Annotated in this window: 19 protein-coding genes and 1 tRNA gene; 17 read left to right on the top strand and 3 right to left on the bottom strand. The window is 59.1% G+C overall.

The window, feature by feature from the left end; all coding sequences use genetic code 11:
* Positions 1-6: 6 nt before the first annotated feature.
* From AC07OT_RS00775 to AC07OT_RS00750, 6 genes are all read left to right on the top strand, one after another.
* Entirely contained in the window at positions 7-492 is a 486-nt protein-coding gene (locus AC07OT_RS00775) for an arsenate reductase ArsC (RefSeq protein WP_495107141.1), read from the top strand.
* Between the two features lie 84 nt (positions 493-576).
* Positions 577-1,188 carry a LysE family transporter gene (locus tag AC07OT_RS00770; protein ID WP_027606610.1) on the top strand — a complete coding sequence of 204 codons (612 nt, stop codon included), beginning with the start codon at positions 577-579 and terminating at the stop codon, positions 1,186-1,188.
* A gap of 725 nt (positions 1,189-1,913) precedes the next feature.
* Positions 1,914-4,628: a magnesium-translocating P-type ATPase gene (gene mgtA, locus AC07OT_RS00765; protein WP_495107140.1), complete on the top strand. Its 2,715-nt coding sequence runs from the start codon at positions 1,914-1,916 to the stop codon at positions 4,626-4,628.
* Positions 4,629-4,693: 65 nt separating this feature from the next.
* Entirely contained in the window at positions 4,694-5,041 is a 348-nt protein-coding gene (locus AC07OT_RS00760; RefSeq protein WP_065927468.1) for a DUF2493 domain-containing protein, read from the top strand.
* Positions 5,042-5,060: 19 nt separating this feature from the next.
* The gene (locus tag AC07OT_RS00755; protein WP_495107139.1) at positions 5,061-5,882 is read left to right on the top strand and encodes a PA4824 family protein; all 822 of its coding nucleotides are present in this window, start codon (positions 5,061-5,063) and stop codon (positions 5,880-5,882) included.
* Between the two features lie 94 nt (positions 5,883-5,976).
* On the top strand, positions 5,977-6,504 hold the full coding sequence (locus AC07OT_RS00750) for a DinB family protein (protein ID WP_495107138.1): 528 nt from the start codon (positions 5,977-5,979) through the stop codon (positions 6,502-6,504).
* Between the two features lie 2 nt (positions 6,505-6,506).
* Here AC07OT_RS00750 and AC07OT_RS00745 read toward each other — a convergent pair whose 3' ends face one another.
* Complete coding sequence (locus tag AC07OT_RS00745; protein ID WP_065927465.1) at positions 6,507-6,965, bottom strand: GFA family protein; 459 nt, start codon at positions 6,963-6,965, stop codon at positions 6,507-6,509.
* Between the two features lie 196 nt (positions 6,966-7,161).
* Here AC07OT_RS00745 and AC07OT_RS00740 point away from each other — a divergent pair, with 196 nt between their 5' ends.
* On the top strand, positions 7,162-7,443 hold the full coding sequence (locus AC07OT_RS00740) for a hypothetical protein (RefSeq protein WP_146476314.1): 282 nt from the start codon (positions 7,162-7,164) through the stop codon (positions 7,441-7,443).
* 45 nt (positions 7,444-7,488) lie between these two features.
* On the opposite strand, the gene AC07OT_RS00735 is transcribed toward AC07OT_RS00740, so the two are convergent.
* Positions 7,489-7,680 carry a hypothetical protein gene (locus AC07OT_RS00735; protein WP_027606617.1) on the bottom strand — a complete coding sequence of 64 codons (192 nt, stop codon included), beginning with the start codon at positions 7,678-7,680 and terminating at the stop codon, positions 7,489-7,491.
* Between the two features lie 94 nt (positions 7,681-7,774).
* Positions 7,775-8,239 (bottom strand): hypothetical protein, encoded by a 465-nt coding sequence (locus AC07OT_RS00730; protein ID WP_065941586.1) that lies wholly within the window; start codon positions 8,237-8,239, stop codon positions 7,775-7,777.
* 224 nt (positions 8,240-8,463) lie between these two features.
* Between AC07OT_RS00730 and AC07OT_RS00725 the strand changes: the two genes are divergently transcribed.
* From AC07OT_RS00725 to AC07OT_RS00680, 10 genes are all read left to right on the top strand, one after another.
* Positions 8,464-8,550, top strand: a tRNA-Leu gene (locus AC07OT_RS00725).
* Between the two features lie 162 nt (positions 8,551-8,712).
* Positions 8,713-10,008 carry a tyrosine-type recombinase/integrase gene (locus AC07OT_RS00720; RefSeq protein ID WP_495107137.1) on the top strand — a complete coding sequence of 432 codons (1,296 nt, stop codon included), beginning with the start codon at positions 8,713-8,715 and terminating at the stop codon, positions 10,006-10,008.
* 822 nt (positions 10,009-10,830) lie between these two features.
* Complete coding sequence (locus AC07OT_RS00715; RefSeq protein WP_495107136.1) at positions 10,831-11,565, top strand: ATP-binding protein; 735 nt, start codon at positions 10,831-10,833, stop codon at positions 11,563-11,565.
* A 113-nt stretch (positions 11,566-11,678) separates the two neighbouring features.
* Entirely contained in the window at positions 11,679-11,894 is a 216-nt protein-coding gene (locus AC07OT_RS00710) for an AlpA family transcriptional regulator (RefSeq protein ID WP_495107135.1), read from the top strand.
* Positions 11,895-11,906: 12 nt separating this feature from the next.
* Entirely contained in the window at positions 11,907-12,758 is an 852-nt protein-coding gene (locus tag AC07OT_RS00705; RefSeq protein ID WP_495107134.1) for a ParA family protein, read from the top strand.
* Positions 12,748-12,945 (top strand): hypothetical protein, encoded by a 198-nt coding sequence (locus tag AC07OT_RS00700; protein WP_495107133.1) that lies wholly within the window; start codon positions 12,748-12,750, stop codon positions 12,943-12,945. Before AC07OT_RS00705 ends, AC07OT_RS00700 begins: the two co-directional genes overlap by 11 nt.
* On the top strand, positions 12,938-14,227 hold the full coding sequence (locus tag AC07OT_RS00695; RefSeq protein ID WP_495107132.1) for a ParB family protein: 1,290 nt from the start codon (positions 12,938-12,940) through the stop codon (positions 14,225-14,227). The genes AC07OT_RS00700 and AC07OT_RS00695 overlap by 8 nt, the downstream gene beginning before the upstream one ends.
* A complete protein-coding gene (locus AC07OT_RS00690) occupies positions 14,224-14,784 on the top strand; it encodes a DUF2857 domain-containing protein (RefSeq protein ID WP_495107131.1) in 561 nt (186 codons plus the stop codon). Before AC07OT_RS00695 ends, AC07OT_RS00690 begins: the two co-directional genes overlap by 4 nt.
* A 3-nt stretch (positions 14,785-14,787) precedes the next feature.
* Positions 14,788-15,885, top strand: coding sequence for an STY4528 family pathogenicity island replication protein (locus tag AC07OT_RS00685; RefSeq protein ID WP_495107130.1), 1,098 nt, complete (start codon positions 14,788-14,790; stop codon positions 15,883-15,885).
* A gap of 142 nt (positions 15,886-16,027) precedes the next feature.
* Positions 16,028-16,762, top strand: a complete 735-nt coding sequence (locus tag AC07OT_RS00680) for a PFL_4669 family integrating conjugative element protein (RefSeq protein ID WP_495107129.1) — start codon at positions 16,028-16,030, stop codon at positions 16,760-16,762.
* The last annotated feature ends 2 nt before the right edge of the window (positions 16,763-16,764 follow it).

Below are 16,764 nucleotides of genomic sequence, written 5' to 3'. Positions count from 1 at the left end.
ACCGCAATGAAAGTCCTGTTCATGTGCACCGCCAACAGCTGTCGCAGCATCTTGTCCGAAGCGATGTTCAACCACCTGGCCCCGCAGGGTTTTACCGCGGTCAGCTCCGGCAGCTTCCCCAAGGGCCAGGTCCTGCCGCGCAGCCTGAGCACGTTGCAGGCAGCGGGCATCAGCACCTTAGGCTTGTACAGCAAGGGCAATGACGCGTTTGAAGGCAGCCCGCCGGATGTGGTCATTACCGTCTGCGACAAGGCGGCGGGGGAAGCCTGCCCGGTGTATTTCGGGCCGGCGGTGAAGGCGCATTGGGGCTTGTCAGATCCCTCGGAGGTTCAAGGTGACCAGGCCAGCATCCAGGCGGCATTCGATGCCACGCTGGAGACCATCGCCAGCCGTTGCCGGGCGTTTTTCGCCCTGCCCTTTGCCCGCCTCAGCCCTGGCGAGCTGAAGGTCGAACTCGAGCGCATAGCGCTGCTGGAAATGACCACCTCCTAACGGCTGGATGGATCCGCTGCGGCGATATGGATTCCCATCCCTCTGCCAGCGTATGCTCTCGCACTTTCCTGAAAGGACGCGGGCATGCTGACGATCTTTTTTTACGCACTGGTATTCGGCTTTGTGTTTTGCCTCTCCCCCGGCGCGGTGCTGGCGGAGACCCTGCGCCGAGGCTTGCTCCACGGTTTCACACCCGCCTTGCTGGTGCAGTTTGGCTCGCTGGTAGGCGATGCCGTGTGGGCGGTGATCGGCCTCACCGGCATCGCACTGTTGATCCAGCATGACGCCGTGCGCGTGCCGCTGACAATCATTTGCGCGCTGTACCTGGCGTGGCTGGGCGTACGCAGCCTGATCGACGCCTGGCACTTGCCCGAAGCCGATGATGCGCCGGCCAGTACTCGGCAAAACGCGCTGGCCGTGGGCGCGGCGATTTCCCTGGCCAACCCGAAAAACATCGTCTACTGGGGGGCACTGGGCAGCGCGCTGTCAGGCATCGTCGGCGCCACGCCCAGCCATGGGCAGACGCTGATGTTTTTCGCCGGCTTCATGCTGGCTTCGGTGCTGTCATGCTTTCTGATCGCCGCACTGGTGAACCTGCTGCGCAAGAACGCATCGCCCATGTGGCAACGCATCAGTTATGGCGCCTGCGGTTTGGTCTTGATCTATCTGGCCGTTCTCGCCGCACAGGGCGTATGAAGTTATATATCGGGTAACTTTCGAGTGCCTCTTGTCTGAATGAACTCTGAACGCCGGGCTATTTAATTAATCATGCGTTGACATTTTGTAACTGCCTGAGTAGATTGCCCCTGCCCGCAACTGGGGCCTTTTTTAACCCTCACAAAAGAAGCCAATGGACACAGTATCTAGTCGCTGTCCGAGCACCGCCCTGGCGGGCATCGGGCGCCCAATCCAGAACATGACAGGACTCGCCTCCCCGGTCCGGTAAGCTGCGCTGGAGCTTGATGCTCCGCCGTCACTGCCTCGCCGGTCGCCCGTCCGGTCCCGAGGTGTGTTATGACCTTCTCAACCCTTGCTTTGCCCGATGTACCCACACTGGCCGCAGCCTTGCGAGCCAAGCGTTGCCATGCCCACGTGGTTTTTCTGCCACGACGCACGCCCGGCGTTGCCCCCTCCCCCAAAGACCCGCAGAGACCGCCGCTTTTCAGCCTGGGATAGTGCTGAGCGTCCGCGCCGTTCAATCCCGCTGAAACAATAACTTCCTGATTAAGTCCCTGGAGTTCTTTATGAAACTTTCCAGTTGTAGTTCGCTGCGCGCCTTATAACTAACGCGCCAGTAGAAGTTATCCAAGCACCTTATTTAAACCGATCGCGAAGTCAGCGACTCGGCATGCTTTCGCTCGCCTGTATTCAGGTAAGTACCGGGTATGTTTTGTCGAGAATTGGCGACAGGAGCACAGACAATGAGCGCCGTAAAAAACACGCCACTGCAGAAGAAAACCGGCACCGCCAGCGACACCAAACTGTCGATGCGTGCCGCCCGCGAAGCCCACAACGGCCTGTCGGCCACCTTGGCCAACGTACGCGCCACCCAGGATGGCCTGACCGAACTGGACGCCACTGCCCGCCTGCAACGGGAAGGCCACAACGAAGTGGCCCATGACAAACCGCCTCACGCCATCGTGCAATTCCTGCAGGCCCTGAACAACCCGTTCATCTACGTGTTGCTGACCCTGGGCGGCATCAGCTTTTTCACCGACTGCTGGCTGCCGATGCAGGACGGTGAAGAAGCCGACCCCACCAAGGTCGTCATCATCATGACCATGGTCCTGCTCAGCAGCCTGCTGCGCTTCTGGCAGGAGCACCGTTCGGCCAAGTCCGCCGAAGCCTTGAAAGCCATGGTCCGCACCACTGCCACGGTGCTGCGCCGTGAGCAAGTGGGCAGCCAGCCCACCCTGCGCGAAGTGCCGATGCGCGAGCTGGTGGCCGGCGATATCGTGCAGTTGTCGGCCGGTGACATGATCCCTGCCGACATCCGCCTGATCGAGTCCCGGGACCTGTTTATCAGCCAGGCGGTGCTCACCGGCGAAGCCTTGCCGGTGGAGAAGTACGACACCCTCGGCGACGTCACGCAAAAATCCGCCGGGCCGGTCGCCGCCGACCAGGGCAACCTGCTCGACCTGCCGAACATCTGCTTCATGGGCACCAATGTGGTCAGCGGCCGCGCCAAAGCCGTGGTGGTGGCGACCGGGCCGCGCACCTACTTTGGCTCCCTGGCCAAGGCGATTGTCGGCTCCCGGGTACAGACTGCATTCGATCGCGGGGTAAACAGCGTCAGCTGGCTGCTGATCCGCTTCATGCTGGTGATGGTGCCGATCGTGTTCTTCCTCAACGGCTTCTCCAAGGGCGACTGGGGCGATGCATTTTTGTTCGCCCTGGCGGTCGCCGTGGGCCTGACCCCGGAAATGCTGCCGATGATCGTCAGCGCCAACCTGGCCAAGGGCGCCACGGCGATGGCCAAGCGCAAAGTAGTGGTCAAGCGCCTCAACGCGATCCAGAACTTCGGCTCGATGGACGTGCTGTGCACCGACAAGACCGGCACCCTGACCCAGGACAAGATCATCCTCGAGCATCACATCAACGCCTTCGGCCAGCGCGATGATGCGGTGCTGTCCCTGGCCTGGCTCAACAGCTACCACCAGAGCGGCATGAAAAACCTGATGGACCAAGCCGTGGTGCAGTTCTCGGAGCAGAACCCCAGGTTCCAGCTGCCGTTTGCCTACAGCAAGGTCGATGAATTGCCGTTCGACTTTGTACGCCGTCGCCTGTCCATCGTGGTCAAGGACGCTGCCCACGACCACCTGCTGGTGTGCAAAGGCGCCGTCGAGGAGATGCTGGACATTGCCACCCACGTGATGGAGGCCGGCAGTGCAGTGCCTCTGGATGAGCGCCGCCGCGAGGAGTTGCTGGCGATCACCAATGACTACAACGAAGACGGCTTCCGCGTGTTGGTGGTTGCCACCCGCAACATTCCCAAGGCCCTGGCCCGCCAGCAGTACACCACCGCCGATGAGCGCAACCTGGTGATCCAGGGCTTCCTGACCTTCCTCGATCCGCCCAAGGAAACCGCCGGCCCGGCGATTGCAGCCCTGCAGCAGATCGGCGTGGCGGTCAAAGTCCTCACCGGCGACAACGCCGTGGTCACCAGCAAGATCTGCCGCCAGGTCGGCCTCGAGCCAGGCCGGCCGCTGCTGGGGGTGGAGATCGAGCTTATGGACGACGCCACCCTGGCGCGCCATGTGGAAGAACGCACGGTATTTGCCAAGCTCACGCCGCTGCAGAAATCCCGGGTGCTCAAGGCCCTGCAAGCCAACGGCCACACCGTCGGCTTCCTCGGCGACGGCATCAACGACGCACCGGCATTGCGGGATGCCGACGTGGGTATCTCGGTGGACAGTGGCACGGACATCGCCAAGGAATCGGCCGACATCATCCTGCTCGAGAAAAGCCTGATGGTGCTGGAAGAAGGCGTGCTCAAAGGCCGCGAAACCTTCGGCAATATCATGAAGTACCTGAACATGACCGCCAGCTCCAACTTCGGCAACGTGTTTTCGGTGCTGGTGGCCAGTGCATTCATCCCGTTCCTGCCGATGCTGTCGATCCATCTGCTGTTGCAGAACCTGATGTACGACATCTCCCAGCTGGCCCTGCCGTGGGACAAGATGGACAAGGAGTACCTGGCCAAACCGCGCAAGTGGGACGCCAGGAACATCGGCCGCTTCATGATCTGGATCGGGCCGACCTCGTCGATCTTCGACATCACCACCTTTGCCCTGATGTGGTACGTGTTCGCCGCCAACAGCGTGGAAATGCAGACCCTGTTCCAGTCCGGCTGGTTTATCGAGGGCCTGCTTTCGCAAACCCTGGTGGTGCATATGCTGCGCACCCGCAAGATTCCGTTCTTCCAGAGCACGGCGGCATGGCCGGTGCTGATGATGACCGGCGTGGTGATTGCGCTGGGCATCTACGTACCGTTCTCGCCCCTGGGCGCCCTGGTAGGCCTGCAACCGCTGCCGCTGGCGTACTTCCCGTGGCTGGTCGGCACGCTGCTCAGCTATTGCTGCGTGGCCCAACTGATGAAAACCCTCTACATCCGCCGCTTCAAGCAGTGGTACTGAGTTCCCCCGCCGTTTAAACGGTGGCCGTCGCCCGGCCGCCACCGTGCATTACAAGGAATAGGATCATGCGCGTCTTGATCTGTGCCGGTCGTCATTACGCCGACTGCAAAAAGTCCCGCCAAGTGCTGGACGCTTACCACCGCCTGCGCCCGGTGCAGGTGCTGATTCACGGCGGCAACCAGTTCCTCGGCAGCGCCATCGAGGACTGGGCGCGGGAACTCGGCATCGACGTGGTGCGCTACCCGCCCAACTGGCAACGCCACGGCAAGCAGGCGGAGCGCCAGCGCAACCATTTCATGCTGACCGACAGTCGCGCGGATGTGGTCATCGCGCTGCCGGGTGGTGACGACACGTCGGAGCTGGTCTGCCAGGCCAGGGCCAGCGGCATTTCGGTGCTGACCGTAGAGAACTGATATTCAAGCGAGGTGCATCATGCACAACAAACACACCCCGAAGCGCCCGGACGGGTTTGCCAAATACCGTGCGCGGCACTATCGCGGCGCGCGCCAGACCCTGCTGCTGTTGCCGCCGGCAAAACAGCGAGCGCTGCGGCGCAACCTGCTGTTTATCGGTATCACCCTGGGTTCGATCCTGTTAATCGCCCTGGTGTCCAAGGCCCATGCCGCCGGTGGCGCCTATGTGGTCGATGACGGCGCAATCAACGCACCGGGTGCCTGCAATCTCGACGCCTGGTACAGCGCCGACCGGCACGCCGGCAACACGCACACGGCAACGCTGTCTCCCGCGTGCACGTTCAGCGCACTGCCTTCGGTGCAGTGGGGCGCGGCGCTGTCGCGGGCCGGCAGCGCAGGCCGGGGCGAGACCCAGGTGAATCCGCAACTCAAGGCACAGGCACTGTCACGGCAAGACCTGGGGCTGGAAATAGCGATCTCCGCCGGGGCGCATCTTGCCCTTGATCGACGACACGGGTTTGACGGCGCCGACCTCACCCTCCCCTTGACCTGGCAACCGCTGGCCCCCCTGCGCTTGAACCTGAATGCCGGCTGGGCCCATGCCTACAACGATGGCGAGCCAACCCAGCGCCTGACCTGGGGCACCGGCGTGGAGTATCAACTGATGGATGCCCTTACGCTGATCGCTGAACGTTACGGCCAGGAAGGCGGTGACCAGGCCTGGCAAGCAGGGCCGCGCCTGCACCTCGGGGAGTTTGTCGACGTCGACCTGGTGCTCGGGCGCGACCTGGGCGGTGAACGCAATCAATGGCTGACCACCGGTGCGACGCTCAGGTTTTAGGCCTGGCCTGCTGCTCCAGGTGCAGTTGCCGTGGCGGGTCGTCCAGGTAATTGCCTTATGATGGCGGCACCATTGCCAACGAGGGGTACAGCACGTGGACCGTATCGAACAAATGACGCTGCTGGCGACCTACAACCAGTGGATGAACCGCAAGGTCTATGACGCGGCTGCCAGGCTTACGGACGATGAGTTGCGCGTGGACCGCCACGCGTTTTTCGGCTCGGTCTTCGGCACGCTCAACCATCTCACGTTGGGCGACACCGTCTGGCTCAAACGCTTTGCCCTGCACCCCGCCGGCTACGCGACGCTGGCGCCGCTGAACAGCATCGCCGCGCCGTCGGACCTCAAGCAACTGGCGTTCGCCGACCTGGCTGAACTCGCCGCCCGGCGGCGTTGGCTGGACCAATTGATCATCGATTGGGTCCACACCCTGCGCGAACCCGACCTCGACCATCGCCTGCACTATCACAACATGCGCGGCGCGGCGGCAAGCAAGCCGTTCGGCGCCCTGCTGGTGCATTTTTTCAATCACCAGACCCACCATCGAGGCCAGGTCACCACGCTGCTGACCCAGGCCGGGCAGGATGTGGGCGATACGGACCTGCTCGCCTTGATAGACTGAACTCAGCGAGCGCTGAATTCGGCATAGGCCTGCAGCAACCGTGCAAAGTCCTCGGGTTGCGGCAACTGCTCGAAGCTTTCGACTGCCGGCGTGGTAGCCCAGGCCAGTTTTTCGCGGGTCCAGGTTTCCATAAAGGGCACGTACTCCGCGGCATTATCCAACAACGTCGCACGCACGTTGACGAACTCATCGATGCCATGGGGGCGGGTAAACAGCCAGCTCATGCAGTGCGGGCAGCAATAGTGACGATCGACCCCGTGCAGGCCGCCGACCACCGGGCAACCCTGGGTCACCGTGAACGCGCTGGCGGGAATCAGTGCACTGAGGGAGAACGCACTGGCGGTCATCTTCTGGCAGCCGGTGCAGTGGCACGCCATGGTAATCACCGGCGCCTGGCTCACGCTGAAGCGCACCCGGTTACAACGGCAACTGCCTTCCAGGGGCAGGGTTTCGACGCTCATCACACACTCCTTTTCATGATCAGTGGCGTGGCAGGGTAGCGCCGAGGCGGGGGTGTTGAACAGGTCCGGGGGCAAAACCGAACGCTGCTGCGCCCATGGGGTCGTAACCTCAGGTGTCGGGATTTCTTACCCCCGCCCTCCCCGCGTGCATTGTGGGTTTACCGATGTGCGTACCCAATAAGAAGGAGACGCTTACATGGTCATTCACTTCAAGGTTGCCGGGCATCTGGCCTGCGGCCATCACGGCAATAACCTGCCCTCCAGCACCGAGCTGAATCGGGTCAAGTGCCGCACCTGCCGCAACACCGATGCCTACAAGGAAGCGCGCCGCAACCAGCGCAACGCCGCACGCCGTGCTTCGCGCCAGGCCAAGACCCACACCAGCACCGACTGGCGCAGTGCCTGGACGCAGCGCCTGACCGACCTGCCAGGGCGACAACGCCTGCCCCGCGGCTTCGGCGCACAGCCTTTCGTATAAGCCAGAAACGCAGAAGCCCCGGACAAACCGGGGCTTCGTTTTCAATCAATCATCATTGGACACCGGCCTGTTGCGTGCCTGGTAACCCGGCAACGTGGCGGCATACGCCAGTGCCTGTTCACGGGAATTGAAGGACGCCAGCCGATCCTGGGGCGTACACACCCGCCATGGCCCGAAATTGACCTGCACGATGTCGTACCCATTCAGGTGCAGCTTCTTCAGCAGTGGAGCGCTCATAGTCACCTCGCTTTCCTGAGATTTCCCAGCGTTGCACGCCCTACCTTACACCCGCATCCAGGCTCATGACTGACCGCATGTCGCTGCGGCCAGGCTACTTGACCTTGCTGCTCAAGGTATCCAGGCTGCGCTTGAGATCATCCAGGCTGCGCTTCAAACCGTCGATATCGCTTTTCTGCCGTTCGATCGTGCTGTTCTGATCCTCGACCGTGCGCTTGAGGCTCGCCAACTGGCTGTCACTGGAACTGGCGCTCGAACCGTCCCTGCGCTTGAACTCATCGAACGCGCGGTCCTGCCCCTCCAGCTTGCCTTTCAGGCCTTGTACCTCACTCTCGGTACGTTTCTGCGCAGCCTGCAGCTGTTCAATATCCCCCACCGAAATGCTCGACGCCTTCAACACATACTGATTGCCCGCTTCCAGCGAAGCCCCCGTCAACCGATCACCGCCTGACGCGCTGAAATCCCCCCACTTCACCGCACTCCCAGCCTGTGCCGTACCGGCCAACAATCCCACGACACCTGCAATGACCATCCAATAGCGCCTGCGAACACTGAGCATCAACTGATTCCTTTCCAGACTGCCGGGATGGCATATCGCTATGACTGTCATTTATGCCGCTTGTTCCCGTGCCGCAGGAATCCTCTGGTTCGCCTGTTAAAGCCGATGTAGATCACTGATCTGCCAAGCTTTTTCAGGCGCTCCCCATGCAAGAAAGCGGCAGCCCGACCTTGCGTCGAAGCGCCTGGATCTATATATTCCCAACCCTGCAACAACGCGCTACCGCCCGAATGGCGAAACTGGTAGACGCATGGGACTTAAAATCCCCCGCTCGTAAGGGCGTCCCGGTTCGATTCCGGGTTCGGGCACCATCTCTAGTTCCACTGACAGCCAGTAAAGTCCATGGAACCCTTTAAAACCCGCCACTTGGCGGGTTTTTTCGTTTATGGCGTTCCGTCGGTTTCCAAGTGATTCCGGCATTTTTAAGGGTAAGATTTGGGGTACAGGTCAGTTCGACAATAGGTAGTACCCTTATGTCGCGCACTACAACTCCTCTATCTGACGCAGCTTGTCGCACAGCCAAACCGCGAGACCGCGCCTATAAACTTTTCGATGGAGAAGGTCTCTATCTCTTAGTGCAAGCCAACGGTAGGAAAGGTTGGCGCATGCGATACGTCAAACCTGATGGCAAGGAAGGCCTTACATCTTTCGGCAATTATCCTGTTGTCAGCCTGACAGATGCACGAGCCAAGCGTTTGGAGCTCAAACGCCTGCTGACGCAAGGTATCGACCCCATTGAAAATAAGCGCAGCGTCAAAAAAGAAGCTGAGGTGAAAAGCCGAACCTTTGAAGATGTTGCACTGAATTGGCATCGAGATATGTCGCCCAGGTGGACCCCAGGCCATTCAAAAAACGTTTTACGCCGGCTTCAAACCTACGTCTTTCCACATATCGGGGCGCAGCCGATCGTTGAGCTGGACACCCACGATCTCCTCCAACCTTTGGAAACAATCAAGCAAAAGGGATCAATTGACGTTGCGTTGAGGGTAAAAAACTACCTGCTGAATATTATGCGAGAAGCCAAGCGCAGCCGCCTGATTAGCGTTAACCCCGCGTACGATCTCGAAGGCTCGATCAAACCGCGACGCGTGACTCATCGCCCTGCACTGCCTTTGTCACGTTTACCCGAACTGTTGGAGCGCATCGACAGCTATAAAGGCCGCACACTCACTCGCCTGGCCGTTATGCTCTCACTGCATCTATTCGTTCGCTCCAGCGAACTGCGCTTTGCCCGTTGGAGCGAGTTCGATCTCAAGGGGGCTGTCTGGGAAATCCCCGATACGAGGCCTGCCCTTGAAGGCGTCAGCTTTTCAACTCGGGGTACAAAAATGGAGGGCGACATCCATTTAGTACCGTTATCCTCCCAAGCAATTGCACTACTCAAACGAATCCAGGTTATTACGGGTGGGTACGACCTGGTGTTCGCTGGCAACGCCAACCCCCGTAAGCCCTTATCAGAAAATACCGTCAACAAAGCACTTCGAACAATGGGTTACGACACGCAATCCGAAATTTGCGGGCATGGGTTCCGCACAATGGCTTGCAGTGCGTTGGTCGAGTCTGGGATGTGGTCAGTCACTGCGATTGAGCGGCAAATGAGCCATAAAGAGCGAAACAATGTGCGGGCGGCTTACATTCATAAGGCTGAATTTATTGAAGAGCGTAGGCTAATCATGAATTGGTGGAGTGAGTATTTAGAGGCAAACCGGGACGAGGGGGTTACCCCTCATGATTTCGCCAACCGGTCCCGAGAATCGACTGCTATATAGATAAACTAGGGGTTCAGAACCGAACTTCAGGTATAAATTTCTCGACCTGATCTTACATCCTTCTTTAAACAGAGCGGGGCTACCGAGTTTGATGGTTGTGCAAGCCATCGCCAATCCAAGAGGAGTAGCCCCGCATGAGCGTTGCAAATCAACCGATTGTTAAAAACAAGCTGGGCTTGTTGAACCTGGCCGAGGAACTCGGCAACGTTTCCTAGGCCTGTAAATCATGGGCGTTTCGAGAGACACCTCCTGTCGCTACCAAGAAGCCACAACTCAAAATGCCATGGCGCCCTAGTCAAAAACCAAGTTATTTACTGGATCGCCAGCAAGGTAAACGCCACCCCAGCGGCCATAAAATTTGATTGCCTACACCCAAACTTAAACATCGATGTATATATGCTAGATGACTGGTAGGAGTTAGCCCACAACAAACTGGGCGGCAGCGCTGCAGGTCATCTCGCCTAATTCAACACCTGATCAACTACCCAAACCTGAGCCTCTCCTGCTAAGCGCCCTCTATTCCTGCGCAGCGTCCAAAAAACATAGACAAAAATGTAACTATTAGTATCAGTAGCATTTTACCCGCAAACCCTAATGGCAGGCATGTAAACTCAGTACTCCAGCCATCGCGCATGGGGAAAACTTGAATGTAAGTGTCAAACCACTTTCAAGTTGATTGCAATTGCTCCCCCGAATCGACTCTATTTCATTGGATCATGTCAGCGACGGCTACCGGTATATGCCATCGCATTCCTATCACCCCGATAGCCGCCCAACCAAGGAACCCATTGATGACTTCACCACTCATGCGAGATATCGATCATGCGACAGCTACCTACTTCGTTGATAAAAGCCTACTACCACCCGATTGAGGCAGCGATCCGCTGGAGTAATCTGCATCACTTTGAAACCTCAATCCTGGACCAACTAGGCAAGCGTCTACGCCCGATGCAGGACGATTTTCCACGCTGGCCGAAACTGTATTTGAACAGTGAGCGTATTTACTGCGCCCTTTGCAATGGCGATCTACCCTTCGGAAAAAACGGCGTCATCTGCCAGGACATAACTCTGCTTGATGATCCAGACCTGAGCATCTGTGAGCCGCATCTGAAAGCCTGGATGCAACGCGACTACCCGGAAGAAAAACCTAACTTTCTATACGGCCCAGCTGAACGCCGCGGTCTTAGCTGGGCGGCGTTGCAGGAGATGTCAGCCAACCATGCTGCGCTGAAAGTGCAGCTTGATATGTGTGCACAGAAAGCTTCGCAATTACGAGAGCGTAACACCCTGCTAAAACGCGACCTGGCGGAATTCCAGCGCTTGTTGCCAACCGATGAAGACCTCAGTGATCGCGGTCGCTCAGCATTGTTAAACATTATCGGTGGCCTACTTACAGCCCTGCGCGGCATATCGCCCGGTGGCCAGCGATACAGCCAGTTCGACAGCGACGCGGCAATCATTCAAACGGTCATTTCCTACCATGGCGGACGGGTTGGGATCACCGAGCGTACGATGCAAAAGCACTTCGCCGCTGCTCGCCGCAGCCTGAGCACTTAAGCCCCTACATCGCACCGCAACTGCGGTCGTATTCCCAGCAGTTGCGGTAGCCGTCGACAGAGATGGGCTATTGAATACCGATCACCCCAATTAAGCCTTCGGGAGTGATCACCATGACTGAGAACGCCTCCATAGACCTCCACACCGAGCACCGTGTATTACGTCGGGTGGAAGTCGAGCACAAAACCGGCCTTAAGCGCGCTCATCTGTATGCATTGATGCGCGCTGGGCGTTTTCCCAAAAGCATTTCGCTCGGCACACGGGCAGTGGGCTGGGATTCGCTGGAAATCGAACAATGGATCGCTGAACGCCGTGCCGAGCGCGGCTGAAGGGAGACGACTATGCGAGTTGTATCCCTGATAGAGACCAAGGGCGGCGTCGGTAAAACCACCACGGCGGCAAACGTAGGCGGCTTTGTCGCCGATGCCGGGTTGCGCGTGCTGCTGCTGGATTTGGATGTACAGCCCACGCTGTCCAGCTACTTCGAGTTAAATAAACTGGCATCCGCCGGCAGCTACGAGTTGTTGGCGTTTAATGAGCGTGACCTTGAGCAACTGGTTTCGCACACCACCATCCCCAACCTGGATCTGATTGCCTCCAACGATGATCAAGGCCATTTGGGCCCCCTACTGCTGCAAACGCCCGATAGCCGATTGCGCCTGCGCAATCTGTTGCCCATGTTTCAGCATCACTACGACCTGCTTTTGATCGACACACCAGGCACACGTAGTGTGCTGCTGGAGATGGCCGTAATTGCCTCAGACTTGGTGGTGTCACCGGTCACTCCGGAGATTCTGGCCGCGCGTGAATTTCGCCGGGGTACGCTGCAGTTACTTCAAGATATCCCCCTCTATCGCAATTTGGGTATTCAACCACCGCCCCTGCATCTGTTGATCAACCGCGTGCATCCTGTCTCCACCGATGCGCGGCAAATCCAGCAGGCACTGCGCCAGGTATTTGGCTGCGTCCGTGGAGTTCATGTGCTGTGTACTACCATCCCAGCGATCACTGCCTACCCTTGTGCCGCCACCCATCAATTACCAGTCCATCGATTTGAACGCCGCAAGCCCTCCCGACGAGTCGCCCCTGCGGGGCTGGAGACCATGCGCGCATTGGCCTGCGAACTCTTCCCGGACTGGACAGAGCGCTTTGCCAAGGTCAACGGGAGCGGAGCGCGCCAACATGATCGATAGTCGTGTACCGAGACGATTGCGGCGCCTGATTGTTCTGGCGCTGCAAGAAGGCTGGCGGGTCGAGATCAGTCCTGACGTGCAGCTGACTTTGCGCAAACCGGGTTTCACGCCGATTCAGACCGGCCCTCGTGCCAACGATACCCGAGTGCTGCAGCGCTCAAACGGCGATGAGCCCGATAATGGCTAAATCACCCACCAGTGATGTGGCCGCCCATCTGCTCGCCGCATCGTTCAACCGCCGCGAGCAGAATACTTGTGCTCCGCTGGTGGATACCCCAATGCAGGTGAACCTGGAACAATTACGCCCGTATCAATTGAACCCACGCCGCGCGCTGAACCCTCAGCATCAGGCAATCAAGGCCTCAATCCGCCAGCGCGGCCTGGATCAGCCACCGAATATCACCCGCCGTCCCGGCGAAGAACACTTCATCATCCGCAACGGCGGCAACACTCGCCTGGCGATCCTGAACGAGCTTTGGCAGGAAACCGGCGACGAACGTTTCCACCGTTTTTTGTGCCTATTTCGTCCCTGGACCGCACGCGGCGAGATTCTTGCCCTAACTGGCCACCTGGCCGAGAACGATCTGCGCAGCGGCCTCACCTATATTGAGCGCAGCCAGGCGGTCGAGCAGGCGCGTCAGTTGTACGAGCAAGAGTATGGAAAGCCTTTGAATCAACGCGAATTGGCTGAGCGCTTAAGTGAAGACGGCTACCCAGTGGATCAGCCCACGATCAGCCGCATGGGCGATACCCTGACCTTCCTACTGCCGGCCATTCCCGAGGCGCTTTACAGTGGGCTGGGGCGCCCTCAGATCCGAAAGTTGCTGAGCCTGCGCAAAGCCGCGCAACGGACCTGGCAACGTCATGTGCCCGATGCTGAAGCAGACTTCAGCGCACTGTTTCAGCAGAGCCTGGCGCGCTGTGACGCCGAGACAAAGCAATTTTCGATACCGCGCGTACGCGACGAACTGCTCGGTGATCTGGCTCAACAACTGACGCTGGACTACGGTGAATTGGCTCTGGATATTGGCGAGTCAGAAATACGCCGTGAAGTGTTGGGCCAATTGCTGGAGCCGGAAGTCCCACTCCCGCTAGCAGAGCGCGGTCCAGCATCAGGGCCGCTTACCGCACCGCCCGACCACGCCAAACCATCTACCGCCGAGCAACTGCGCACACGCATTGCCGAACTAGCGCGAAGCCTAGTTGATCAGCCTACAGAGGTACGCCTACAGCCTGAATACCTGGGTTTTCTCTGTTTCTGCACCAATGAACACGAACTCCCAGCACCTCAGAAAGCGTTGATAGCGCTGCTGCTGTCACTGACTGGGCAATCGCCAAACACCCGCCTAGGGCCACTGCTTTGCGGCACCGCACACAGTGAGCCGGAACTGGACGACCCTGAATTTTCCCGGCTAATCCGCCTGATCAAACTGGCTCGCCAACTCCCTCACAGCGGTGAATCACAATGAACACACCTCAACCGTTAAACCAGGCCGTGATTACCCAGATCCTGCATGACTTGCGCAACGGTCAACTGCGCCGCGGCTTGGCGATGGGCTTTACCGAGCAACAACTGGGCGCACTCAAACGCCCCGAGCTGCTCAGCGTACTGGCTAATGCGCCCGTTTGCTGGTGCACGGTGAAGGTCAACACCGCGATGGTACAAAGGGTTCTCAGCCAGGCCAACGCGGTGAAGGAAGAAGTCAACACCATCGACCGTCTGCTGCGCGCCGGCGCCAGCACCGAGATGATGAGCTTGTATCACGGCCTGACTCACCAGGAGGTTGCCATGCGCCGTGACGTACTGGGTCTGCCCAAGCGCCGCGGACGACACCCAGCATTGGACGAGGCGCAGGACACCGAGCTGTGGAAGCGCTGGAAGCCGCAGTTGGATGCACGCCAGATCGATGTGAACGATGAACCGAAAATGCTTGAACTGGCCCTGGACGTCGCCGAAGACATGGCACTCCCCTTGTCGGTGGTCTGGGCAATGATTCAGGACTGGATCAAACAGCGATTGGTCTAAGCGATGGTGCATCCTTCGCTGCCCTGTGATGATTTTGTCTACAGTGGCCAACTGCACGACAGTGTGCCCCGCGCTCTGTTGCTGGATCGGCGCCTTTCTCCACTGGAGCGCAATGCCTGGCAAGTCATTCGCCTGCTGCTCAACGGGGACGGCATAACCTCCATGCCTACTTACGAGCATCTGCGTCCCTATCTGGCAACCTCTCCCTGCGCCCTGCAGGCGTCCACCGAAACCGTCGCACGTGCACTCACCGTGCTGCGTTTATGTCGCTGGCTGAGCCTGGCGCGACGTCGACGCCCCGAAGGCAATGGGCGCTGGCAAGGCAATCTTTATGTACTGCACCAAGCGCCACTGACCCCCAATGAAGCCCTACGCCTGGATGGCGAGTATCTGGAATTGCTCAGCCAATCACTGACCCATGCCAGCAAGGCCGTCCAGCGCGTTGCCTATGACGCCCTCCAGGCACTGGCCGAAGATCCTCTGCTCACCACTCAGCCACTGCCCGAACACCTGAAACGGCTCGCTGAGTGGCTGGAAAACACCACCGGCATTACGGTTTCACCATGCCCCATCATCACAGACTTTAGCGCTGCACCTACTTCGGAATCCGAAGGCCGCCCTACTTCGGATTCCGAAATCAACCCACCTGCTTCGGCTTCCGAAGTAGGTCGCCAGCCCAGTAAATCCGCCAGCCTTCGGAATCCGAAGCAGGGCCCTAGTACTGTATTAAGTATTAGTAAAAGCTTTTGTATACCGCGCGCGCGAAAATCGAATGCGCCCCACCTGCCGACCGGTTTCGCTCAACTGCGCGCGGAGGAACAAAGCGCAGCGTTGGCCACCTTGCAGCGAATAGCACCCGACCTGCGTCAGGCGGTGCTGAACGAATGGCAGGTACGTTGCGAAACCGGCGACGTGCAACGCCCGGCCAATTACCTGTTCGGCATTCTGCAAAAAGCCCTGCGCGGGGACTTTCATCCGTGGGCAGCACAATCGTTCCAACCGGCAGCGCCAACAACCGCGACACCCGAGCAGCAGGAAGCGCAACGCGCCCTCGCACACCAGCATCTGGCGCAACTGCGCAAACTACTCAAGATCCGCTGATCGCACCTAACCGACTTATGTCACTGACATAAATCCACAGCGGGTCGCCAACAAACCGGGATACGCCACCTACCCATTGTGCACAGACAGTACCTAACCAACCCGTCAGCCTGAAACCTCAACTTGCCCTTGAACTTTGCCCATGGCCACGATCGAAGACGCCCCGCTCGGCAGCCTGCGCAGCCAAATGCGCCTGACCTTGCATACACTTCATGCGATCCGTCTGTGGAACGGCCGACTGCCGTCCGCTGACGCACCACGCATCCGCGGCCTGAATGATTTCGTCACCCTGGTCAACCGCGTCTACCGTGACGCCGCACGCGACGATCCCTACGCCGACGCCCTGTTACTGCGTTTTGAAGCCAAGCTCGACAGCACCCGCACTGCCCTGCTCAACCTCCACGGACAACTCAACGCCGCCATGGCACAAGCCCCAGCTGCCTTCAGCTTGGGTGACAACCTGAACGTGGAACCGGTCCAACTGCCTGTCACTTTCAACGCCCCATTGGGGTTTCTGGCGCTCTACCTGCTGGCTGACTACGACGAACTGGCCCGTCGCGCACTGCTGGCTCAGCACACTGCCCTGATCGACCCACCCACCCTCGAATACTGGCTGGACGAAGGTGCCCACTGCTTGCGCAGCCTGTTCAGCCTGATCCAGACCTATCGTACCAGTGGTGCCTGTCGCGATGACTTCGCGGCCAACAATGCCAAAGCGCAACGGGCTCGCGAACAGTTCGGTGAACTGCCGCAGGACATCCTAGATGGCAGCCTGCGTGCCAGACATGCGCCTGCCATTCGACAGAGTGAGCCAACCACTCTCAACAGTGCTGATCCAACCAGCAACAACACCCATGGACTGCCCGAGGACTCTTGACC

The sequence above is a fragment of the Pseudomonas sp. GW821-FHT09C10 genome (assembly GCF_059418085.1).
Note: the sequence above shows the minus strand (reverse complement) of the source record. Positions and strands in the feature narration are given on the sequence as shown.